The 19,754-nt window shown below is 56.6% G+C and carries 21 protein-coding genes; 13 read left to right on the top strand and 8 right to left on the bottom strand.

The window, feature by feature from the left end; genetic code table 11:
- Nucleotides 1–16: 16 nt before the first annotated feature.
- The 6 genes from LJA86_RS06555 (at nt 17) to LJA86_RS06530 (ending at nt 5,757) form a co-directional block, all read left to right on the top strand.
- Nucleotides 17–220, top strand: a complete 204-nt coding sequence (locus LJA86_RS06555) for a hypothetical protein (RefSeq protein ID WP_013096662.1) — start codon at nt 17–19, stop codon at nt 218–220.
- A gap of 25 nt (nt 221–245) precedes the next feature.
- On the top strand, nt 246–752 hold the full coding sequence (locus LJA86_RS06550) for a ferritin-like domain-containing protein (protein WP_014883791.1): 507 nt from the start codon (nt 246–248) through the stop codon (nt 750–752).
- Between the two features lie 17 nt (nt 753–769).
- Nucleotides 770–1,642, top strand: coding sequence for a manganese catalase family protein (locus tag LJA86_RS06545; RefSeq protein ID WP_008502274.1), 873 nt, complete (start codon nt 770–772; stop codon nt 1,640–1,642).
- Between the two features lie 67 nt (nt 1,643–1,709).
- Nucleotides 1,710–3,113 (top strand): cytochrome ubiquinol oxidase subunit I, encoded by a 1,404-nt coding sequence (locus tag LJA86_RS06540; protein WP_223540478.1) that lies wholly within the window; start codon nt 1,710–1,712, stop codon nt 3,111–3,113.
- Nucleotides 3,113–4,123 (top strand): cytochrome d ubiquinol oxidase subunit II, encoded by a 1,011-nt coding sequence (gene cydB / locus LJA86_RS06535; protein WP_048030525.1) that lies wholly within the window; start codon nt 3,113–3,115, stop codon nt 4,121–4,123. The genes LJA86_RS06540 and cydB overlap by 1 nt, the downstream gene beginning before the upstream one ends.
- A gap of 8 nt (nt 4,124–4,131) precedes the next feature.
- On the top strand, nt 4,132–5,757 hold the full coding sequence (locus tag LJA86_RS06530; protein ID WP_229225844.1) for an alpha-amylase family protein: 1,626 nt from the start codon (nt 4,132–4,134) through the stop codon (nt 5,755–5,757).
- Here LJA86_RS06530 and LJA86_RS06525 read toward each other — a convergent pair whose 3' ends face one another.
- The 4 genes from LJA86_RS06525 to LJA86_RS06510 are packed head-to-tail and all read right to left on the bottom strand — an operon-like array spanning nt 5,758 to nt 8,251.
- Nucleotides 5,758–6,744, bottom strand: coding sequence for an SDR family oxidoreductase (locus LJA86_RS06525; protein WP_048030528.1), 987 nt, complete (start codon nt 6,742–6,744; stop codon nt 5,758–5,760).
- A gap of 17 nt (nt 6,745–6,761) precedes the next feature.
- On the bottom strand, nt 6,762–7,280 hold the full coding sequence (locus tag LJA86_RS06520) for a 2-oxo-tetronate isomerase (protein ID WP_223540476.1): 519 nt from the start codon (nt 7,278–7,280) through the stop codon (nt 6,762–6,764).
- A gap of 11 nt (nt 7,281–7,291) precedes the next feature.
- Nucleotides 7,292–7,738 (bottom strand): DUF421 domain-containing protein, encoded by a 447-nt coding sequence (locus LJA86_RS06515; RefSeq protein WP_008502280.1) that lies wholly within the window; start codon nt 7,736–7,738, stop codon nt 7,292–7,294.
- 9 nt (nt 7,739–7,747) lie between these two features.
- The gene (locus tag LJA86_RS06510) at nt 7,748–8,251 is read right to left on the bottom strand and encodes a hypothetical protein (protein WP_229225843.1); all 504 of its coding nucleotides are present in this window, start codon (nt 8,249–8,251) and stop codon (nt 7,748–7,750) included.
- 138 nt (nt 8,252–8,389) lie between these two features.
- Here LJA86_RS06510 and LJA86_RS06505 point away from each other — a divergent pair, with 138 nt between their 5' ends.
- The 4 genes from LJA86_RS06505 to LJA86_RS06490 all read left to right on the top strand — a co-directional run bounded on the left by LJA86_RS06505 (nt 8,390) and on the right by LJA86_RS06490 (nt 13,470).
- A complete protein-coding gene (locus LJA86_RS06505) occupies nt 8,390–8,779 on the top strand; it encodes a YdeI family stress tolerance OB fold protein (RefSeq protein ID WP_045910503.1) in 390 nt (129 codons plus the stop codon).
- Nucleotides 8,780–8,843: 64 nt separating this feature from the next.
- The gene (locus LJA86_RS06500; protein WP_045910502.1) at nt 8,844–9,728 is read left to right on the top strand and encodes an SDR family oxidoreductase; all 885 of its coding nucleotides are present in this window, start codon (nt 8,844–8,846) and stop codon (nt 9,726–9,728) included.
- Between the two features lie 181 nt (nt 9,729–9,909).
- Entirely contained in the window at nt 9,910–10,833 is a 924-nt protein-coding gene (locus tag LJA86_RS06495; protein WP_045910501.1) for a LysR substrate-binding domain-containing protein, read from the top strand.
- 255 nt (nt 10,834–11,088) lie between these two features.
- A complete protein-coding gene (locus LJA86_RS06490) occupies nt 11,089–13,470 on the top strand; it encodes a glucose/quinate/shikimate family membrane-bound PQQ-dependent dehydrogenase (RefSeq protein WP_229225842.1) in 2,382 nt (793 codons plus the stop codon).
- Between the two features lie 89 nt (nt 13,471–13,559).
- On the opposite strand, the gene LJA86_RS06485 is transcribed toward LJA86_RS06490, so the two are convergent.
- The 3 genes from LJA86_RS06485 to LJA86_RS06475 form a co-directional block, all read right to left on the bottom strand.
- A complete protein-coding gene (locus LJA86_RS06485) occupies nt 13,560–15,251 on the bottom strand; it encodes a methyl-accepting chemotaxis protein (protein ID WP_045910499.1) in 1,692 nt (563 codons plus the stop codon).
- Nucleotides 15,252–15,411: 160 nt separating this feature from the next.
- A complete protein-coding gene (locus LJA86_RS06480; RefSeq protein WP_021242543.1) occupies nt 15,412–16,530 on the bottom strand; it encodes an S-(hydroxymethyl)glutathione dehydrogenase/class III alcohol dehydrogenase in 1,119 nt (372 codons plus the stop codon).
- A 31-nt stretch (nt 16,531–16,561) separates the two neighbouring features.
- Nucleotides 16,562–16,837 (bottom strand): metal/formaldehyde-sensitive transcriptional repressor, encoded by a 276-nt coding sequence (locus tag LJA86_RS06475; protein WP_008502288.1) that lies wholly within the window; start codon nt 16,835–16,837, stop codon nt 16,562–16,564.
- Between the two features lie 199 nt (nt 16,838–17,036).
- Here LJA86_RS06475 and LJA86_RS06470 point away from each other — a divergent pair, with 199 nt between their 5' ends.
- The gene (locus tag LJA86_RS06470; RefSeq protein WP_229225841.1) at nt 17,037–17,660 is read left to right on the top strand and encodes a hypothetical protein; all 624 of its coding nucleotides are present in this window, start codon (nt 17,037–17,039) and stop codon (nt 17,658–17,660) included.
- The gene (locus LJA86_RS06465; RefSeq protein WP_025911200.1) at nt 17,657–18,154 is read left to right on the top strand and encodes a surface-adhesin E family protein; all 498 of its coding nucleotides are present in this window, start codon (nt 17,657–17,659) and stop codon (nt 18,152–18,154) included. The genes LJA86_RS06470 and LJA86_RS06465 overlap by 4 nt, the downstream gene beginning before the upstream one ends.
- Nucleotides 18,155–18,237: 83 nt before the next feature.
- On the opposite strand, the gene LJA86_RS06460 is transcribed toward LJA86_RS06465, so the two are convergent.
- Nucleotides 18,238–19,167: a LysR family transcriptional regulator gene (locus LJA86_RS06460; protein WP_229225840.1), complete on the bottom strand. Its 930-nt coding sequence runs from the start codon at nt 19,165–19,167 to the stop codon at nt 18,238–18,240.
- Nucleotides 19,168–19,257: 90 nt separating this feature from the next.
- Between LJA86_RS06460 and LJA86_RS06455 the strand changes: the two genes are divergently transcribed.
- The gene (locus tag LJA86_RS06455) at nt 19,258–19,734 is read left to right on the top strand and encodes a GNAT family N-acetyltransferase (RefSeq protein WP_048223127.1); all 477 of its coding nucleotides are present in this window, start codon (nt 19,258–19,260) and stop codon (nt 19,732–19,734) included.
- The last annotated feature ends 20 nt before the right edge of the window (nt 19,735–19,754 follow it).

Genomic DNA, 19,754 nt, shown 5'->3' with positions numbered 1-19,754 from the left:
ACACAGGTTAAATAAAATGAGCATCAGTCCCAGGACAATTAAACGGTGCCATTTAACGGCAGCTATAATATGGTTCATACTCGCTATCCCTTCCGTAATATGGTGGAAGAACAGCGTGCTATGGGTCATTATCATCAGTATCTATGCCAATATTGTCGGCCATTTATCTGGCTACAGTGCTGCACGTGCCGATCAGGCTGCTGAAAGTGAGACCAAATAAGCGAACCCCTAATGAGGATACAATGATGAATCACGTAGAACACTACCATGACTGGCTACGCGATGCCCATGCGATGGAAAAGCAAGCCGAATCTATGCTGGAATCCATGGCCAGCCGTATCGATAATTATCCTGATGTTCGCGCCAGAATTGAACAGCATATTAATGAGACAAAACGGCAAATCACATTGCTGGAGGAAATCCTCGACCGTAATGATATTTCTCGTTCGGTCTTAAAAGACTCGATGAGCAAAATGGCGGCGCTGGGGCAATCCATCGGCGGCATGTTCCCTTCAGACGAAATCGTGAAGGGCTCGATCAGCGGATATGTTTTCGAACAGTTTGAAATCGCCTGCTATACCTCCCTGCTGGCAGCGGCCAAAAAAGCCGGGGACACCGCTTCGATACCCGCTATTGAGACGATCCTCGCAGAAGAGCGCGAAATGGCCGACTGGCTGATTCGCCATATCCCGCAAACGACGGAACAGTTCCTGCTGCGCTCAGACGCATCGGGTGTCGAAGCGAAAAAATAATCCACAGGAGAGTGCCTATGTTTCGACACGTCAAACAGCTGCAATACACGGTTCGCGTCGCCGAACCGAATCCCGGCCTGGCCAACCTTTTACTGGAACAATTTGGCGGACCGCAGGGTGAACTGGCCGCCGCCTGCCGCTACTTTACGCAAGGGTTGAGCGATGACGATCCGGGCCGCAAGGATATGCTGATGGATATCGCGACCGAGGAGTTAAGCCATCTCGAAATCATCGGTACCCTGGTCGGTATGCTGAATAAAGGTGCCAAGGGCGCGCTGGCGGAAGGGGTGGAAAATGAGGCCGAGCTGTATCGCTCCATGACCGAAAACGGCAATGACAGCCACATCACCTCCCTGCTCTACGGCGGCGGTACCCCGCTCACCAACTCGGCAGGCGTGCCCTGGACGGCGGCCTACGTCGACACCATCGGCGAGCCGACGGCGGACCTGCGTTCAAACGTGGCGGCCGAGGCCAGAGCGAAAATCATCTATGAACGGCTGATCAACGTGACTGACGATCCCGGCGTTAAGGACGCGCTGGCGTTTCTGATGACGCGTGAGGCGGCGCATCAGCTCTCCTTTGAGAAGGCGCTGCAGTCCATCCGTAATAATTTCCCGCCGGGAAAACTGCCGCCAATCGAGGAATTCACCAACAAGTACTACAATATGTCTGAAGGTGGAGAGGTTCGCGGAAGCTGGAACAGCGATAAACACTTCGATTACGTTGAGTCCCCCCAGCCTGCGGTGGATGGCGGCGATGGCAGTGCCAGCGTTACGCTCACAACCGAGCAGGCAACACTGGTCAAGGCGATGTCTGCCCGCACGAAATCCGATCCACATTCCGACCCGCTGACCGGTGCCGAGCTGGGTGCCGGAAAGACTAAACCGTAATCGGTTTGCCGGGCAGGCCTGAACTGCCCGGCAATTCGCGTGCCCCATCGTCTCAGAGGTACGGACCATGTTCGAACTCGATGCGTTTCATCTGGCCAGAATTCAGTTCGCTTTTACCGTCTCGTTCCACATCCTGTTTCCCGCGATCACCATCGGTCTCGCCAGCTACCTGGTGGTGCTGGAGGGCATGTGGCTGCGCACCAAAAACGACGTCTGGCGATCGTTATACCACTTCTGGCTAAAGATATTTGCCGTTAACTTCGGCATGGGCGTCGTTTCCGGGCTGGTAATGGCGTATCAGTTTGGCACCAACTGGAGCGGGTTCTCCCAGTTCGCGGGCAGCATTACCGGTCCACTTCTGACCTACGAGGTATTAACCGCCTTCTTCCTGGAGGCCGGATTCCTTGGTGTCATGATGTTCGGCTGGAACAAGGTCGGCCCGGGGCTGCACTTCTTTTCGACCTGCATGGTGGCGCTCGGCACGCTGATGTCGACCTTCTGGATCCTCGCCTCCAACAGCTGGATGCACACGCCACAGGGTTTTACTATCGAGAACGGCCAGGTGATCCCGCAGGACTGGCTGGCCATCGTCTTTAACCCTTCCTTCCCTTACCGTCTTATTCATATGGCTATCGCCGCGTTTCTGAGCAGCGCGCTGTTTGTCGGAGCATCGGGGGCATGGCATCTGCTGCGCGGTAACGATACGCCCGCCGTTCGCACCATGTTTTCGATGGCGATGTGGATGGCGCTGCTGGTCGCGCCCATTCAGGCGGTGGTGGGCGATATGCACGGCCTGAACACGCTTGAACATCAGCCAGCAAAAATTGCCGCCATTGAGGGCCACTGGGAAAATCCCCCCGGCGAGGCTACCCCGCTGCTGCTGTTTGGTCTGCCGGATATGGAGGAAGAGCGCACCAAATACGGCCTGGAAATCCCCGCGCTCGGCAGCCTGATCCTGACGCACAGTCTGGACAAGCAGGTCCCGGCGCTGAAAGACTTCCCGAAAGAGGATCGCCCAAACTCGACCATCGTTTTCTGGTCGTTCCGCGTGATGGTCGGGATGGGACTGCTGATGATTACTCTCGGTCTTGTCAGCCTCTGGCTACGCTATCGCCATCGACTTTACCAGTCGCGTCCGTTCCAGTGGTTTGCCCTCTGCATGGGGCCGGCCGGGCTGCTGGCGCTGCTCGCCGGATGGGTGACCACCGAAGTGGGGCGTCAGCCGTGGGTCGTCTATGGCTACCTACGCACCATCGACGCGGTATCGCTGCACAGCACCCTGCAGATGAGCATCAGCCTGCTGGCGTTCTTCGTTGTCTACTCATCCGTATTTGGCGTGGGCTATGTTTATCTCATCCGGCTGATTAAGAAAGGACCTCAGCCCGTCGAGACGCTGACGTCAAACACCTCGGGCACGCCTGCCCGTCCGCTGTCTGCCGCGGAGTCTGTTCCGGAAGAGGAGAGAATCTGATGGGCGTCGATATCTCAGTGATTTGGTTTGCCATTATCGTGTTTGCCACGCTGATGTACATCATTATGGATGGCTTCGATCTGGGCATTGGCCTGCTGTTTAACTTCGTGGGCGATGCGAAAGAGCGCGATGTGATGGTCAACAGCGTAGCGCCCGTCTGGGACGGCAACGAGACCTGGCTGGTGCTCGGCGGTGCGGGGCTTTTCGGCGCGTTTCCGCTGGCCTACGCGGTCATTATTGATGCGCTGACGATCCCCCTCACCGCAATGCTGATCGGCCTTATTTTTCGCGGCGTCGCCTTTGAGTTCCGCTTCAAAGCCACACCCTCACACCGCCGGTTCTGGGACTACTCCTTTGCCGGCGGCTCCCTGCTCGCCACCTTTAGCCAGGGCGTGGTGGTGGGGGCGGTGATCAACGGCTTTGACGTGGAGGGCCGACGCTTTGTCGGCTCGGCGCTGGACTGGCTCACCCCCTTTAACCTTTTCTGCGGCATCGGTCTGGTCGTCGCCTACACGCTGCTGGGCACCACCTGGCTCATTATGAAAAGCGAAGGCGCGCTGCAACAACGCATGCGCGAGCTGACCCGCCACGTGCTGCTGGCGCTGATGGTGGTTATCGCGGTAGTCAGCGTCTGGACGCCGCTCGGCTGGCAGTACGTCGCCGACCGCTGGTTTACCCTGCCCAACTTCTTCTGGTTCCTGCCGGTTCCTCTGCTGGTCGGTATCTTCAGCGTGCTGATCTGGCGCCTGACCCGCAATCCGGACAGCCACTCTCGCCCTTTCCTGCTGACGCTGGGGCTGATCTTCCTCGGGTTTAGCGGGCTAGGCATCAGCCTCTGGCCAAATATTATTCCGCCACGCATCACCCTGTGGGAGGCCGCAGCCCCGCCTGCCAGCCAGCTGTTTATGCTGGTTGGGACGTTACTGATTATTCCGGTGATCCTGGTGTACACCGCCTGGAGCTACTACGTTTTCCGGGGCAAGGTCTCGGATACTGAAGGCTATCACTGAGGAACGCTATGACGGACTGGCATACACGGGCCATTATTTACCAGATTGATACCGCACTCTTTTATGATTTGAACGGCGATGGCTGCGGAGACATCGCCGGGATAGCGGCCAAGCTGCGCTACATTCGCCGGATGGGAGCGACGGTTATCTGGATCACCCCATTTTACCTCACCCCCTTTCTCGATGAAGGCTATGACGTCAGCGACCATCTCCAGGTGGACCCCCGCTTCGGAAAGCTGGCCGATATCATTGCCCTTATCGAACAGGCCCGCGAGCTGGGCATGCAGGTCATTATTGAGCTGCTGATCCAGCACACCTCCGACGCGCACCCCTGGTTCCAGCAGGCCCGCCGTAACCCGGCGTCACCCTACCGGGATTACTACCTCTGGTCAGATACTGACGAGGACGATACGCCCCCGATGTTTCCCGGCGTGGAGGAGAGCATCTGGAGCTGGGACGACGAGGCGGGACAATACTACCGGCACATGTTCTATCGCCATGAACCGGACCTGAACCTGACCTCACCCGCGGTGCTGAAAGAGATTGAGAACATCATCCTCTTCTGGCTCAAGCTGGGCGTATCGGGGTTCCGCCTGGATGCCGCCTCCCACCTGACCACGCAGGCGGGAAACGGTAATGAAAAAAAGGGTCTGTGGATCCTCGAGCATATGCGCCGTCTTATTGAGGAGCATAATCCGGAGGCGATCCTGCTGGGTGAAGTGGACGTCGAGGTGGAGGCCTATCAGGACTACTTTGGCAATAATGACCGCCTGAATCTGGTGCTCAATTTCTGGCTCAACAAATATTTTTACGTCAGCCTGGCCCGAAAAAGCGCCCGCCCGCTGCGCAACGCGGTGAAGAAGATGATCGTCCCGCCCGATTCATGCTGTTTTGCCAACTGGCTGCGCAATCACGACGAGTTGGATCTGGAGGGCATCAGCCAGAAAGACAAACAGTTTGTCCTCGATACCTTCGCCCCTGACGACGAGATGAACGTCTATCAGCGCGGGATCCGCCGTCGCCTGGCCCCGATGCTCAACGGCGATCTGAAACGGCTGGCGTTCTGCCACGCGGTACTCTTTTCCCTGCCTGGCGTTCCGGTGATGCGCTACGGCGACGAGATTGGCATGGGGGATGACCTCGAACTGGAGGAGCGCTACGCCGTCCGCACGCCGATGCAGTGGGCGGGATCGCAAGGCGGCGGTTTCTCAGCGGCCGATCCGGAAAAATTTATCGCGCCGATTATCAACCACGGCCCTTATCGCTATCAGAAAATCAACGTCGCCGATTCGCTGCTCCACCGCAACTCGCTTCTGCACCGGATCATTGATATCGCCAATACCCGCTCGGAGTTCCCCGAAATCGCCGTTGCGCCCTTTCGGCTCCTCACGATCGATAGTGACGCGGTGCTGGGGATCTATTACGAGACCGAAGAACGCAGCATCCTGACCTTTGTTAACTTCAGCGACCAGCCGGTACGGTTCACCGTCAAGGGGATCCGCAACGCCACCTGGACCGCCTGTCTTGCGGACAAACGCTACGATGACGCGCTGGTTTGCGGTAAAACCGTCGAGCTCAGCCTTGGCGGCTACGGCTATCGCTGGTTCTGGACGCACCGCAGCGCGCTGCGCTGATTACGGTTTCCGGCGGGTGAGCAAACGCGTTAATACAATCCCCGCCAACGCCAGCCCCCCTAACGCCACTTTGCCCGGCATACCGGAGGTGACGGACGTCGCGCGGGTTTTCGCTTCGTCAGTGAAACGGCCATGGATTCTGTGCAGGTCGTTAACCGGCTGGTCGAGATAATCCCGGCGGTCCGGCGCGTTCAGATCGTCCGTCATCTGACCTTCCCAGGCTTTCTTCACCATCAGCCGGTCCAGAAACCCCGGGAAGAGGAACTGCCCGACAATCGACTGGATGGTGCTGCTGCCTACCCACAGCTCACGCACCGGCTTTTGCGCCACCCTGAAGATGGCGCTGGCGGCGACTTCAGGCTCGAACACCGGCGGTACCGGACGCATCGCCCACGCGAACTTGTTCCTTGCCCATTCAAACTGCGGCGTGTTAAGCCCCGGCATCTGCACCATCGAAAGCTGAACCCGGCTGTTCTCATGCATCAACTCGGTACGTACCGCGTCGGTAAACCCGCGGATCGCCGCTTTGGCCCCGCAGTAGGCGGACTGCAGGGGAATGGAACGGTAGGCCAGCGCGGACCCTACCTGGATAATCACCCCCCTGTCGCGCGGAACCATAAGCTCGAGCGCCGCGCGGGTACCGTTCACGTAGCCGAGGTACGTCACCTCAGTCACGCGACGAAACTCGTCCGGCGTAAGGGTGCGAAACGGTGCCAGCACGGCTCCCATGGCATTGTTAACCCAGACATCAATCGCGCCGAGGCGATACTCAATGTCGTTAGCCGCGTCCACCACCGCCTGACTGTCGGCGACGTCAGCCTGCACGGCGTGTGCATTTACGCCGAAGCGGCGCAACTCTTCCTGGGTGGAGTGCAGGCTTGCCTCATCGCGGGCGATGAGGCCGACATCGTAACCTGCTTTTGCAAAGCGCAGCGCCGTGGCTTTTCCCACGCCCGCCGTCCCACCGGTAATCACTATGACAGCCATAGAACCTCCACGTGAAATCAACCGTTATGCCCGTCCGACAATGCTGTCACCAGCTCGGCCAGCGAAAAATGCACCGCTTTTTCCACCACGTCCTGACAGTCGCCGGAGAAAAGTACGGTGCGGGTTTGCGTCTCGCCCTGGATGTTCCACGCAAAGCAGACCGTCCCCGCCGCCGTGCCATCGTCGCCCCCTTCCGGGCCAGCATAGCCGCTGATGGCGATACTGATATCCGCCTTGGCGATGTCGCGGATGCTGGCGGCCATCTCGGTCACCGTCTGCTCACTGACGGCGGTATAGCGCGCGAGCGTCTCAGGACGAACGCCGAGGATCCGCGCTTTGGCTTCGTCGCTGAATACGACCAGGCCAACATCATAAAAATCGGCCGTGTTCTCTTCGGCGCAAAGTGCTACCGATAGCTTTCCGCCGGTGCAGGATTCCGCCGTGGTTAAGCGAAGCCCGAGATCGGTTAATTTGCTCGCCAGTTTTTTCGTCAGTTCACCCACGGTATAATTGTTGTCGTGAAAAAGATTGCTCATCTTTTCGCCTCTTATTTCTCGAAAGGAATGATTGAAATATGTCCATTGCGCTCAAGTATGGCATATTTAATTTGGCTTATTTCGGTAATACCATTATTTTGACGCGCTGACACCAGAATATCATCGCAAGAGACATCGACCTTTTTGAGTTTATCCGCCAGGGGTACGCCGTTTTCCACCAGAATCACGGGAGTGCCGTCCAGAATATTCTCCACCGGGGAAAAATACTTCTTCATAAGGCCAAAAATAATATCCACTACCACCAGGGTGGTAATCGTAATCATCGCACCGGTGACGGAAAAATCTTGCCCGAGAAGCGCCTGCTGCGTAGCTTCACTAATTATCAGGAGCAGAATGAGATCGAAGCTGGTCATCTGCAGCAGCGCACGCCGCCCGGCCACTTTAAATACCACCACGAGGAACAGATAAATCGCCAGCGCACGAAAGACCATATCCATATCAGCCTCCTAGGGGTAAATAAATTGCCAGAGGGTTATCTCCGGTTCGTTGTTTACACGAACGGTCGTGTTCCATTTACCGGCTCTCGAAGGCGTGGTGAAAAGTAACACCGCGAAGAGGTCTGACTTTTTCAGGTTGTTATAGACAAAATAGAGGGTCTTGCCACGGCTGAACATGCTGTCCGGCTGCGGCCAGACGCTGCCAGGCTCGTAAACATCGCTGCTCTCGCTGGCCATGCTGAGAACATACTTTCCCTCTGTTCGCACCGGGAACGACAGCTCCATTCGCGTCTCCGTCTCTCGGCGGCCAAACCGTTCATAGCTTATGGTCAGTGATTTAGCGGAATTGGTTTTAACCGTATCGCTGACCCACCCGCTTGAAAACAGACCGGCGATAGCGGCGATGATAATAGCCAGCAGAACAATAAAACCCACCTGACGAAACGCGTATTCAAACGTCAGAAAGCGATAACTCTCATCTATCCCGGGCAACTTTTCATTTTCACGCTTCATGGTCATCGTCACCGTTTCGCTTATTATCCGATAAGTTTGATTTTTCACGCGAATGTTTTTAGGACTTATCACATTTGCCACATAAAGAAATAGCAACAATACTTAATAAGTCAAGACACCCAAAATGAAGGATATCCGATGAAATTATCACTTATTTCCGCTTTTATGATATTTCTGGTTCCGGCCGCCTTCGCAGATAATAACGGCGGGTTACAAAAAGGTGAAGCTCCGCCGCCACCCCATGCGCTGGATAGCGGATATCGCGGAACCGATGATGCGCGTATTATGACCATCGATCAGGCAAAACAACTGCACGACGGTGCGACCATTTCATTACGCGGTAATCTTATTGATGGTAGCGGCGATAAGTTTGTATTTCAGGATAAAACCGGAAAAATCGACGTTATTATTCCCCAGGCAGTCTTCGACGGCAGAACGGTAAAACCCGACCAGATGATCAGTATCAACGGTTCGCTTGATAAAAAATCATCCCCTGCCGTCGTCCGTGTTGATCGTTTGCAGAAATAATTCAGCGAAGCGTTAACGCTGCAGTTATCCATCAAATCTCACCCCTTGGCTTAAGGAGTCAGCTATGAGTGATACTAAACAACGTACGAACGCTTACCCGCAGCCCCCGTTCCCGGAACAGCCACAAACGCCACCGGGACTGGCATCCGAAATGCAGCCCGTACCCGACCACGGGGAAACCAGCTATAAAGGGCATGGCCGCCTGGCGGGCAAAAAAGCGCTGATCACCGGCGGTGACTCGGGTATCGGTCGCGCTGTAGCCATCGCCTATGCCCGCGAAGGCGCGGACGTGGCGATTAACTACCTACCTGAAGAGGAAAAAGACGCCGCTGAGGTTATCGACCTGATCAAAGCCGAAGGGCGGAATGCCGTCGCGCTGCCGGGGGACGTCCGGGACGAAACCTTCTGCCAGAATCTGGTCGAAGAAGCCGTCTCGAAGCTGGGCGGGCTGGATATTCTGATCAACAACGCCGGTCGTCAGCAGTTCCGTGAATCGCTTGAAGAGCTGACCACCGAAGATTTTGACGCGACGTTTAAAACTAACGTGTACGCGCCTTTCTGGATCACGAAGGCGGCTCTGCGCCACCTGAAAGCCTCGTCCGTGATCATTAATACCTCCTCTGTTCAGGCGGTGAAGCCCAGCCCGGTGCTGCTGGACTACGCCCAGACGAAAGCCTGTCTGGCGGTATTTACCAAATCCTTAGCCAAGCAGCTGGGTCCGAAAGGCATTCGCGTCAACGCGGTCGCTCCCGGTCCCTACTGGACGGTGCTGCAGTCCAGCGGCGGCCAGCCGATGGAAAAAGTGAAGGAGTTTGGCGGAGATACGCCGCTGGGACGTCCGGGTCAGCCCGTCGAGATTGCCCCGCTGTACGTCACGCTGGCCTCGGATGAATGTTCATTTACGTCCGGCCAGGTGTGGTGTTCTGACGGCGGTGACGGGGTAATCTAACCGCATAACCCTTTCCCCTCAGCAATGAGCAATAAATGAACAAGGATGTTCGCTCTTATTCCCCTGACGAAAAACATGTTGTAACTCAAACAGATCAAATGTTAAAAATATTTTGCTATCAGGTTATCAAAATTAAACAACTTAACTTGTCACCCGCATCGCTCTGTTTTTAACATCGCCTATGGAAAAAAATGGTCTGTTCAGTCAGCGCATACGCTTGCGCCATTTGCATACATTTGTGGCCGTCGCTCAACAGGGAACGCTGGGGCGTGCGGCTGAAACTCTTAACCTGAGCCAGCCTGCGCTCTCGAAAACCCTCAACGAGCTGGAACAGCTGACCGGCGCCCGTCTTTTTGACCGCGGTCGGCTGGGCGCGCAGCTTACCATCGTCGGCGAACAGTTCCTGACGCACGCCGTTAAGGTGCTGGATGCGCTCAATACCGCAGGCCAGTCCCTGCATCGAAAAGAAGAGCACAGCAGCGAGGTCGTCCGCGTCGGGGCCCTGCCTACCGCCGCGCTCGGCATTCTTCCGCCGGTGATTGGCCAGTTCCACAAGCAGCAACGGCATACCACGATCCAGGTTGCCACCATGAATAACACCATGCTGCTCGCAGGGCTGAAATCGGGCGAGCTGGATATCGGTATCGGCCGCATGTCCGATCCTGAACTGATGGGGGGTCTCAATTACGAACTGCTGTTCCTGGAATCCCTGAAGCTGGTGGTTCGTCCCGATCACCCTCTGCTGCAGGACACGGTGACGTTAAGCCGCGTGATGGAGTGGCCGGTGGTGGTGTGCCCGAAAGGGACCGTCCCACGTCAGACCGCCGAAACCTTGCTGCAAATGCAGGGGTGTACGCTGCCCTCAGGGTGCATCGAAACGCTGTCGGCCTCGCTTTCACGCCAGCTCACGCTCGACTATGACTACGTCTGGTTCGTTCCCTCCGGGGCGGTGAAAGATGATTTGCGCCAGGGCACGCTGACCGCTCTTCCGGTAACGGCCCCCGGCGCCGGTGAACCTATTGGTATTTTGACCCGGGTAGATACCCCGCTTTCCACAGGCGCGCAGACGCTGCTGAGCGCCATCCGCAAATCAATGCCGGTTTAAAACCTTTTCGCCCCTCCCCCTAACCCTCTCCCCTCAGGGGCGAGGGGGCTGTCCTGTGCGTTAATCAAATAATGCGGAATAAATCATTAACAATTGCGTAAAACAATTTAACAGTTTTATCATAGCGGCGAATTCACCAAATGGTTCGCAAATTATTTGACAGAAACGAATTCACCGGTATTAACCATCAATCCCACCGCATTTATTACCCAACTGGTACATACCCGACACGGCGGGGGATCTAAGGAGACAGAAATGGCATTTGGCAGCGCGCCGCGCGGGATACCTCGTATTCTGCAGTGGCTTCTTGCCGGACTGATGATGCTCATCGGTCTGGCCGTCGGCGGGTTGGGCTTAAAGCTCGCCACCGTAGGCGGAAGTAGTTACTTCCTGATAATGGGCGTGGTAATGGTGATTGCCGCGATCCTGATTTTCCTCAACCGCACCAGCGGGATCCTGCTTTACGGCATCGCGTTTATTGCCTCGCTGTTCTGGGCGGTAAGCGATGCAGGCTGGGATTTCTGGCCGCTCTTCTCCCGCCTGTTTACCTTTGCCGTGCTGGCGTTCCTGTGCGCCATCGTCTGGCCCTTCCTGCGCGCAGCAAACCACACTGCCCCGAACAAGGCGCCCGCCTTTGGCGTCGCGGCCCTGCTGGCGGTCGCCATGCTTGTCAGCCTGGGCTGGATGTTTAAGCCGCAAACCCTCGTGGCAGCGAACGAGCCCGTTCCGGTGAAACCCGTTGCACCCGGCGAGCAGCAAAAGAACTGGGAACACTGGGGCAACACCACCCACGGCGACCGTTTCGCCGCGCTGGACCAGATTAACAAGCAAAACGTCAGCTCGCTGAAAGTCGCGTGGGTTGCGCACACCGGCGATATTCCGCAGAGCAACGGCTCGGGTGCGGAAGATCAGAACACCCCTCTGCAGATTGGCGACACGCTGTATGTCTGTACGCCGTACAGTAAAGTGCTGGCGCTGGATGTGGATTCCGGTAAAGAAAAATGGCGTTATGATTCGAAAGCCACCGCGCCGAACTGGCAGCGCTGCCGCGGCCTGGGCTACTTTGAAGATCATGCAAACGTGACGGCGTCACAGACCGGAACATCGCCAGCGGCATGCCCTCGCCGCCTGTTCCTGCCCACCACCGATGCCCGTCTGATTGCCATCAACGCGGATAACGGCAAGGTCTGCGACGACTTTGGCGACCATGGCATCGTGGATCTGAGCGTCGGCATGGGCGAGATCAAGCCCGGATATTATCAGCAAACCTCCACGCCGTTGGTTGCCGGGAACGTTGTCGTCGTCGGCGGTCGCGTCGCGGATAACTACTCTACCGGTGAACCGCCGGGCGTGGTGCGCGCCTACGACGTTCACACCGGTAAACTGGCCTGGGCGTGGGATCCGGGTAATCCGAACCTGACCGGCCTGCCGCCAGAAGGCCAGACCTACACCCGCGGTACGCCGAACGTCTGGTCTGCGATGTCTTACGACGCCAAACTGAACCTGATCTACCTGCCAACCGGCAACGCCACGCCAGACTTCTGGGCGGGCGAGCGTACCGCGCTGGACGATAAGTACAGTTCCTCCATCGTCGCCGTCGACGCGGCCACCGGCCAGGTCCGCTGGCATTTCCAGACCACCCACCACGACCTGTGGGACTTCGACCTGCCTTCCCAGCCGCTGCTGTACGACCTGCCTGACGGTAAGGGCGGCACCACGCCGGTGCTGGTGCAGACCAGCAAGCAGGGCATGATCTTCATGCTTAACCGCGATACCGGTAAGCCGGTGGCGAAGGTAGAGGAACGCCCTGTCCCGGCGGGTAACGTTGAAGGTGAACGCTACTCCCCTACCCAGCCGTACTCCGTTGGCATGCCGATGATTGGTAACCAGACGCTGACCGAGTCCGACATGTGGGGCGCGACGCCAGTCGACCTGCTGCTGTGCCGCATTCAGTTTAAAGAGATGCGTCATCAGGGCGTCTTCACCCCTCCGGGTCTCGACCGTTCCCTGCAGTTCCCTGGCTCACTCGGCGGGATGAACTGGGGCAGCGTCTCCGTTGACCCGAACAACAGCCTGATGTTCGTCAACGATATGCGCCTGGGTCTGGCAAACTATATGGTGCCGCGCGCGAACGTGGCGAAAAATGCCAGCGGCATCGAGATGGGGATTGTTCCAATGGACGGTACGCCGTTCGGCGCGATGCGTGAACGCTTCCTGTCACCGCTGGGTATTCCGTGCCAGAAGCCGCCGTTTGGCACCATGTCAGCCGTTGATCTGAAAACCGGCAAGCTGGTGTGGCAGGTCCCTGTCGGCACGGTGGAAGATACCGGCCCGCTGGGCATTCGCATGCACATGCCAATCCCGATCGGTATGCCGACCCTGGGCGCGTCGCTCTCTACCCAGTCCGGTCTGCTGTTCTTTGCCGGTACCCAGGATTTCTACCTGCGCGCGTTTGATACCGCCACCGGGAAAGAGATCTGGAAAGACCGCCTGCCGGTTGGCAGCCAATCCGGCCCGATGACCTACGTGTCGCCGAAAACCGGTAAGCAGTACATCATCATTAACGCCGGTGGCGCCCGTCAGTCGCCGGACCGCGGTGATTACGTTATCGCGTACGCATTACCTGATAAGAAATAAGATGTGAAAAAGGGACCGAAAGGTCCCTTTTTTGTAGGTCAGTTTTTGTAGGTCGGGTAAGCGAAGCGCCACCCGACGCAACACGCCACTCAGAACGTCTCCCAGTTATCCCCGGAAACCGTCGCCGCCGGGCGTAACGGTACGTTCTGCGCCACCGGCGCAGCCGTCACCACGCGGCCCTGCTTTGCGCTGTTCAACCGAAACGCGCCAACCGCCTCGGTCAGACGCGCGCCCTGTTCTTCCAGAGACGCCGCCGCCGCGGAGGCTTCTTCCACCAGCGAGGCGTTCTGCTGGGTCACTTTATCCATCTCAGAAATCGCCTGGCTCACCTGCACAATACCGCGGCTCTGCTCATCGGACGCCGCGGCGATCTCCAGCATGATGTCGGTAACGCGTTTCACCGCGTCGACAATCTCATTCATGGTGTTACCGGCGGCAACAACCTCGCCGGAGCCCTGGTCGATCAGCGATACCGATTCGTTGATCAGGCTTTCGATCTCTTTTGCGGCATTCGCACTGCGGCTTGCCAGAGTGCGCACTTCACTTGCCACCACGGCAAATCCGCGCCCTTGTTCACCCGCACGGGCCGCTTCTACCGCCGCGTTAAGCGCCAGGATATTGGTCTGGAAGGCAATACTGTTAATCACGGCGGTAATTTCCGAGATCTTCTTCGAGCTGCTGGAGATATTGCCCATGGTTTTCACCACGCCGGAGACCATCTGGCCGCCGCGGGTGGCTTTGCCGGAAGCGTCTTCCGCCAGCTTGCTGGCATGATGGGCGTTATCGGCGTTCTGCTTCACCGTCGCGGTCAGCTGTTCCATGCTTGCGGCGGTTTGCTCGATGGCGGCAGCCTGCTGCTCGGTGCGGGAAGAGAGATCGGTGTTACCGGCAGAAATTTCGCTGGTGCCACGGTAGATTTCCTCCGCCCCCTGACGCACGGTGCCGACCGTTTTTTCAAGCGAGTGCTGCATGGTTTGCAGATCGCGCGTCAGGCGACCAATTTCGCTGCGCCCCGCCACGTCGTCCGGCATCGTCAGGTCGCCCTTAGCGATATTCTCGATACGTTTCGCTGCACGCTGCAGCGGATTGATTACCGTGCGGCGCAGCACGACAAAGGTCATCGCCGTCAGCACCAGCGCCAGCGCAAACGCGCCCACCATAAACATCAGGCCCAGCTGCGTGCGGCTGTGCGCCTGCGCCGTCAGCGCATTGGCACGGTCGGTACGGATCTTAATCGCCTTCAGGAGTACGGCGTTATAAGCGTCATCCAGCGGACGCGCCGTTTCGTTTTCGTGATTGATGATCGCTTCGAACATGCCGTTTTTGGCGAATTTGACCATCGGCTGCATGCCAGCGATATAGGCGTCGTAACGCGCCTTGAGATCCGCGTCCAGCGCTGCGCCCTCGGCGGTGCGCACGGCACGATTCATGTAGGCGGTAAAGCTCTCCTGGGACTGCTTAATGCGTGTTTCCGCCTCGCTGATGTTCTGCTTCATGGCGTCCATCTCCGCGATACGGCTTGCCGCACCGGCGTGGATCAGATTGATACGCGCGGTTCGCAGATGGTTTGAGCTGTTCGACAGCCCCATACGCACCTGAATTTCAGCTGTGACATCCTGCTGATCGTTATCGGCCTGCAGCAGGAAATAACCCGCAAGACCCGAACTCAAGGCAAACAGAAGAATAATGCCACCGAGAATGGAGGAAAACAGCGGAACCAGCCTGATGTGATGCAAGAAGCTCAGCTTGCGCTGCGCCAGCATCGAAGTAGTGTTGTCCATGACCGTCGACTCTCTTGTAGGTAAGATGCGTAAAAACACGCCTGTTAAATAGTCATCGGCACGGCAGAGATTAAGATTACGGCTAAAAACGCCGCACTGGTCACACTTTAGAGAAGATTATTAAAGAAACGCCAGCGGCGAAAAACCGCTGGCAGAAGAGTTACTTGTCGCCGAAATGGATAACGGTACGGATGGATTTTCCTTCGTGCATCAGATCAAACGCCTCGTTGATCTGCTCCAGCGGTAAGCGATGGGTAATGAACGGATCGAGCTGAATCTTGCCGACCATGGCATCTTCAACCATACCCGGAAGCTGGGTACGCCCCTTCACGCCGCCAAACGCGGAACCGCGCCATACGCGCCCGGTGACCAGCTGGAATGGACGGGTTTTAATCTCCTGACCCGCACCGGCCACACCAATGATGATGCTCTCGCCCCAGCCTTTGTGGCAGCACTCCAGTGCGGAACGCATCACGTTCACGTTGCCGATACACTCAAAGCTGAAGTCCACGCCGCCGTCGGTCATCTCAACGATAACGTCCTGAATCGGCTTCTCGTGATCTTTCGGGTTCACGAAATCGGTCGCGCCCATTTCACCCGCCAGCCTGAATTTCTCCGGGTTAGTGTCGACCGCGATGATACGTCCAGCCTTCGCCTGCACCGCGCCCTGAATCACCGCCAGACCAATGCCGCCAAGACCGAACACCGCCACGGTATCGCCCTCTTTGACTTTTGCCGTGTTATGCACCGCGCCAATACCGGTGGTCACGCCGCAGCCCAGCAGGCAGACTTTGTCCAGCGGCGCCTGCGGGTTCACCTTCGCCAGCGAGATCTCCGCGCAAACGGTGTATTCGCTGAAGGTGCTGGTGCCCATGTAGTGATAAACCGGCTCGCCGTTGTAAGAGAAACGGGTCGTCCCGTCCGGCATCAGCCCTTTCCCCTGGGTGGCTCGAACCGCCTGGCAGAGGTTAGTTTTGCCGGATTTACAGAACTTGCATTCGCCGCATTCCGCGGTGTACAGCGGGATTACGTGATCGCCCGGCTTCAGGCTGGTCACGCCTTCGCCCACTTCCACCACAATCCCGCCGCCTTCATGACCGAGCACTGCCGGGAAGACGCCTTCCGGGTCATCGCCCGAGAGGGTAAACGCATCGGTATGGCACACGCCGGTATGGGTGATTTTGATCAGCACTTCGCCTTTCTTCGGCGGTGCCACGTCAATTTCAACGATTTTGAGCGGCTGGCCGGGGCCAAATGCAACTGCAGCGCGAGATTTCATATGCCTTCCCTTTTTTGTCAGGTATGTGGATTTATTTTAGATAAGAGCGCAGTAAATGGCCGACTTCCGCCATGCGTACGGCTCGCTGATCCGGCGTGGTGTCCCCCGCTACCAGCTCATCTTTGAGGTGAATTTCAACCATTTCGCCCATCAGGCCATTGGCAGCCCCGCGCACGGCGGCAATTTGCTGCAGGATAGCCAGGCAGGGGTCGCCCGACTCCAGCGCGCGTTCAAGGGCATCAACCTGGCCCCGAATGCGACGGACGCGGGTAAGAATACGTTTTTTATCTTCGGGTGAATGCGGCATACGCCCTCCTAATACTATAGGGGGGTATGGTACCTATTTTGTTACCGCTGTGTAAACCTAAAGATTAGAGGGTTGAGGTTTTGTACAAAACTCGGGGGAGGCATTGAATACGCCAGATAACGAAGCAAATAAAAAAGCGTAAAGTCTCATCCTGATAAGCCGATAAAAATAGGGTCTTTTTTTAATATAGGGATATTACATGCGTAAACTCATCTCCTCCATTGGACTCATAGCAGGTATGGCTGTAGCCACACCCGCGGTTCACGCCAGCACGTTGACACAAACGTTGACCCGCTGCGACTCAACCTTTTTCAACGAGATTTATCATCAGCGAGCCAAACTCAGCCGCGTAGCCCCCTTAACGCTCAACAAGCATTCGCAGGCCTGGTTCAAAGCCCCTGAAGACGGCAATCGCACCATCTGGTTTGCTCAACCGCTGCATGAATTAAATCTGACGGTGTCGGGATATTACCTGCAAACCAGCAATCTCGATGAAATCAATTACGGTAAGTACTATTACTGGGGACTCATTTTCAAAGAGTCGCAAGAAGAAGTGATGTCCAGACTTGATCATTTGTCCTGGAAAAAGGCGGGAGACGATTATGTTTCTCAGACGATGATTAAAATCAACCCAAACAGTGAGTGGGAAGACAACGCGCAGGCGGTGACAGGTATTGCTCCGGCAAAAGAAAGTACTGAAAAGCTGTTAATGCTCAGCAAAGGTAAAGACGGGACATTATTGCTCTGTACCGTTCAGGGAAATGTAACGCCTGATATGCTGACGACATTACGGCCTGATTTATCCGCAGGGGATGCGAAATGAAAAAGCTAACATGGCTGGTATTACTTATGCTGACAGGTTGTACCGGGACAAGTAAACCCCAGCCCCAGTCTACCCCCAAGCCACCGGCAGGCGTCATAAAAATCCTTGAAGATAAAAGAATTGCTTCGTATATCGATTTTCGGGTGATTTCAACTTATCAGGGTAACGATCACTTACGCCGCTTTTATTTCATCAATAACTACGCCGAGCAGACACTCATTATAAAAAATCCTCCCGTCTACATAGCGAGCTCACGGGCAATCGACGTGATTAACTGCGACAAAAACCAGCGTGCCGTTATGGCGCGAACCTATTTTTCGAAACCGTTCGCGGAAGGCGATGTCGTACATGTGACACAGGATGTGGGACAATGGGAAAGTTACCCGAAAGACTCTCTTTTTGGGATAATAGCGGAAAGCATGTGCAGTATTCCCGTTGAAAAACTCAAGCCAGAGCCAGCGAAAGATAATCGAAAACCGTTACTGGATGAATAAAATCTTCAGGACCTAAGCTTCTATGGACAGACTCGCTCTGCTCTATATTAAAGCGCGGGCTGGGCTGTCCGCTAACAAATAGCCTACCGTCCCCTGACAGCCTGCGCCATCATCTGCAGTTCCTCCTTCAGCCAGCGGGTCGCGCCCCGCTGGCCGCTGCGTTTATGCGAGTAAATTTTCACTTCAAACGTGCGTATCGGAAACGGTAACGCAAAAATCCGGAGATCCGCTGTCTTAATCAGCTTCTCCGCGGCATAGCGGGGGATCGCCATCAGCAGGTCACTTTCCGCTACGATAAACGGCGCGCTGAGCATCGACGGCGTTTTGATCGCGATTTGTCGGGTATAGCCCAATTGCTCAAGCCGCACGTCCAGAACGCCCTGCCTCTCATTCCACGGCGTCACCACCAGGTGCCGGGCCGCGAGATAATCCTCCAGCGTCAGCCGGGTCCGGCTTGCGTTGCTGATGACCACATACTCATCTTCAAACCAGCCGATCTCTTCCAGTTCCGGATGACGGATATCCTCCGGCGTGCTGAAGCCCAGCGCCAGATCCACCTCGCCCGCCAGCAGTTCCGTCAAAGCCGGGCTGTGCGGCAGATAGCGCAATTCAAAGCGTAAACCCGGGGCTGTAAGCTGCAGCCTGTGTATCAGAGCCGGAAAAATGCAAAGCGCGGTAAAGTCCGTTATCGCAATCTGCAAGCTCTCCGTACTGCTGGCTGCATCAAACTCCGGCTGCGGGGTCAGCTCATGATTCAGGAACGACAGTGCGGAAGCAATCGAAGGCGCAAGCTGAGAGGCATACACGCTGGGGGACATGCGGTGCCCTTCACGAAAAAACAGCGGGTCATTCAGGGTGGCGCGCAGGCGCGACAGCGCATGGCTGAGCGCGGATGTGCTCATCGCCAGCTCGTCAGCGGCCAGCCGAACGGAACGGTGGCGGTATATCGCGTCGAAAACGGGCAGCAGGTTTAAATCAAGCCGTCTCAGTATCGGATGCATAATATTCATCATATGTTGATTTCATTGCACTTAATTCTTCGAACAATACGCCGTATGCTTAATGCCATCAATCAGGACACACGCTAAAAAGCAGGAAAAACAATGAGCATCACCCTTCGTCAGGCCCGTCCCGAAGATGCGGCGGCCATTTACGCCATGATTTACGAGCTGGCGGTGTATGAAAAAGCCCCGGAAGAAGTGGTTACCACGCCGGAGGAGATCCGGGAAACGCTCTTTGGCGCAGGTACTAAAACCGAGGCATTGATCGCGGAGTGTGAAGGCAAGATCGCCGGCTATGCCGTGTTCTTCACCAGCTATTCGACCTGGCTCGGACGCAACGGGATTTATATGGAAGACCTGTACGTTTCTCCGGCGTATCGCGGGAAAGGTGCAGGCAGAGCACTGCTGAAACATATCGCGCAGCTGGCGGTAAAACGACAGTGCGGTCGTCTTGAATGGAGCGTGCTGGACTGGAACCAGCCCGCCATCGACTTTTACCTGAGCATTGGCGCACTGCCGCAGCCCGAGTGGGTACGCTACCGTCTGGATGGTGAAGCGCTGCTGAACTTTGCCGAATAGCGGCACGCGCTACCCGAGAA

The sequence above is a fragment of the Enterobacter sp. TCD1-1 genome, from assembly GCF_020567405.1.
Lineage (GTDB): Bacteria > Pseudomonadota > Gammaproteobacteria > Enterobacterales > Enterobacteriaceae > Enterobacter > Enterobacter quasiroggenkampii.
The sequence above is the reverse complement of the archived record's forward strand: the minus strand, read 5'-3'. Positions and strand labels throughout refer to the sequence as shown.